Annotated in this window: 3 protein-coding genes; all 3 read left to right on the top strand. The window is 32.8% G+C overall.

Going from position 1 to position 2,115, the window contains the following annotated elements:
- Positions 1 to 977: 977 nt before the first annotated feature.
- Positions 978 to 1,220, top strand: a complete 243-nt coding sequence (locus EC396_RS12700) for a hypothetical protein (protein ID WP_129366905.1) — start codon at positions 978 to 980, stop codon at positions 1,218 to 1,220.
- A complete protein-coding gene (locus EC396_RS12695) occupies positions 1,211 to 1,531 on the top strand; it encodes a type II toxin-antitoxin system RelE/ParE family toxin (protein WP_129366904.1) in 321 nt (106 codons plus the stop codon). Before EC396_RS12700 ends, EC396_RS12695 begins: the two co-directional genes overlap by 10 nt.
- A gap of 401 nt (positions 1,532 to 1,932) precedes the next feature.
- A partial coding sequence (locus tag EC396_RS17990; protein ID WP_205757962.1) for a hypothetical protein occupies positions 1,933 to 2,115 on the top strand: 183 nt, incomplete at its 3' end.

The raw sequence follows: 2,115 nt of genomic DNA, 5'->3' as shown, positions 1-2,115 counted from the left end.
ACTAGCTTTTGGCTTGTGGCTACTAGATATTAAATACCCACTTTTGACTTAATACCATTTATAACTTGTCATTCCGACGAAGGAGGAACCACATCCAATGCTCAATTTTATGTGATTTCTCATTGCAATCGAAATGACAAAACATACGTCATTTTCAGCCCTGTGCTGAGCCAAGTCGAAGTATTGACTTGAAATCAGTTTGTCCTTAGGTTCAAATCCATTCCCCTCTTGAGAGGGGCTAGGGGAGTGTTTTGTTTAGTTCAAAGACAAAACCACTAATAACCAACAAAACTGCAATGTTGAAAAAAGAGTTGTCCTATGGAATTTTTCGTTATAAAATATCAAATTCTTTAGCGTTGGCCGGAGCAGCGTCCAAAGAGCGCAGCGGTCTGGGCGTGATGGTTAAAAGGATTTGATAATTTTATAGAAAAATAACATCAGACTAGATTTTTTTGGTTCTTTTTTCATCAATGGAAAAAAGAATAAGAATGATAATTGTAAATATAAAATTGTAGTTCAAAGAATGTTCTAGTATTTATAGTAAAAGATCCCCGCATTCGCGAGGATGACCGTTGGTTTAATTTTTGATTATTACCAGATACTGAATACTTTCCTATTGAAAAATTGACTACCTTTAGGGTTGGGGAAAGGCAATTTTTCGGTAGCGTTGATTTTGTTAATAATTAAACTAATTTATAAATACACACCCCTAACCCCTCTCAAGAGGGGAATATTACAGTTGAATAATTACTTGTGACTTAAAACTGGCTTTTGACTTAAAACTTAAAACTTAGAACTTAAAACTGTTACTGAAAACTGACTTAAAACCTAAAATTTAAAACTGCTACTAAATACTGTTACTAAAAACTGATTACCAGGTACTTATTTTTTTTATTGGTGACAAGCTGAAAAAAAATCAGAAATCAAAAACTTACCAAAGTCGATAATTTTGTACATTTGAATAAAAGATAGTAATAATGGATTTAGAAGCTAGAAAAATAATATTTGTTCAAGAATTTTTAAGACTCCAAAACGAGGAAATTGTTAGTGGACTTGAAAAACTATTGCGTAAAAGAAAAAACGAGTTAATTGAGAAAAGCTTCAAACCAATGAGTATGGAGCAATACAATGCTGAAATTGACCAAGCAATGGAGGATTCCAAAAATGGCAGGATGATTAAAGCAACTGATTTGAAAGCTAAAATCCAAAAATGGAATTAGATGTTTATTGGTTAGAACTGGCTGAAAATAAACTCGAAGACATTTATAGTTATTATTCGGAAAAGGCTAGTAAAAAAGTTGCTCAAAAATTAATAAATGGAATTATTGATACTACAATAGGAATTGAGCAACAACCTGAAATTGGTCAAATTGAAAATGCGCTTGATAATCGAAAACAAGTATTCCGTTATTTAATTTATAAAAATTACAAAGTCGTTTATTGGATAAACTATAAATATAGTCGTATCGAAATAGCAAACATATTCGATACACGACAAAATCCCAACAAATTAATAGAAGATTTAAAATAAGCTACCTATTCAAAACATACTTTTACTAATTAATAATGAAAAAGGAATAATTATTAATAGATACAGAATACTAGCTTTTGGCTTGTGGCTACTAGATATTAAATACCCACTTTTGACTTAATACCATTTATAACTTGTCATTCCGACGAAGGAGGAACCACATCCAATGCTCAATTTTATGTGATTTCTCATTGCAATCGAAATGACAAAATATATGTCATTTTCAGCCCTTTGCTAAGCTAATTTGAAGTATTGACTGGAAATCAGTTTGTTCTTTGGTCCAAATCTATTCCCCTCTTGAGAGGGGCTAGGGGAGTGTTTTGTTTAGTTTAAAGTTGCTTTTTAGTACTTACAGCAACAGATCCCCGCATACGCGAGAAATCGAAGATTCGACGGAGTCAATGACGGTTCAAAACATACGTCATTTTCAGCTTGACTGGAAATCTATTGGTTTTGTAGTTCAAAAGATATTTTCTGTTCATTTCTTTACTTGCCTAAAGAAACCCTTCGGCTACGCTCAGGATAAACTACCCAAAGAAGCCCTTGCGCACCCCGGCCTGATCGTTAAAATGTTTCTCAAACAT

It is taken from the genome of Lutibacter sp. HS1-25 (assembly GCF_004121075.1).
In the GTDB taxonomy this organism is placed as follows: domain Bacteria; phylum Bacteroidota; class Bacteroidia; order Flavobacteriales; family Flavobacteriaceae; genus Lutibacter.
This window is presented reverse-complemented; position numbering and strand designations above follow the sequence as displayed.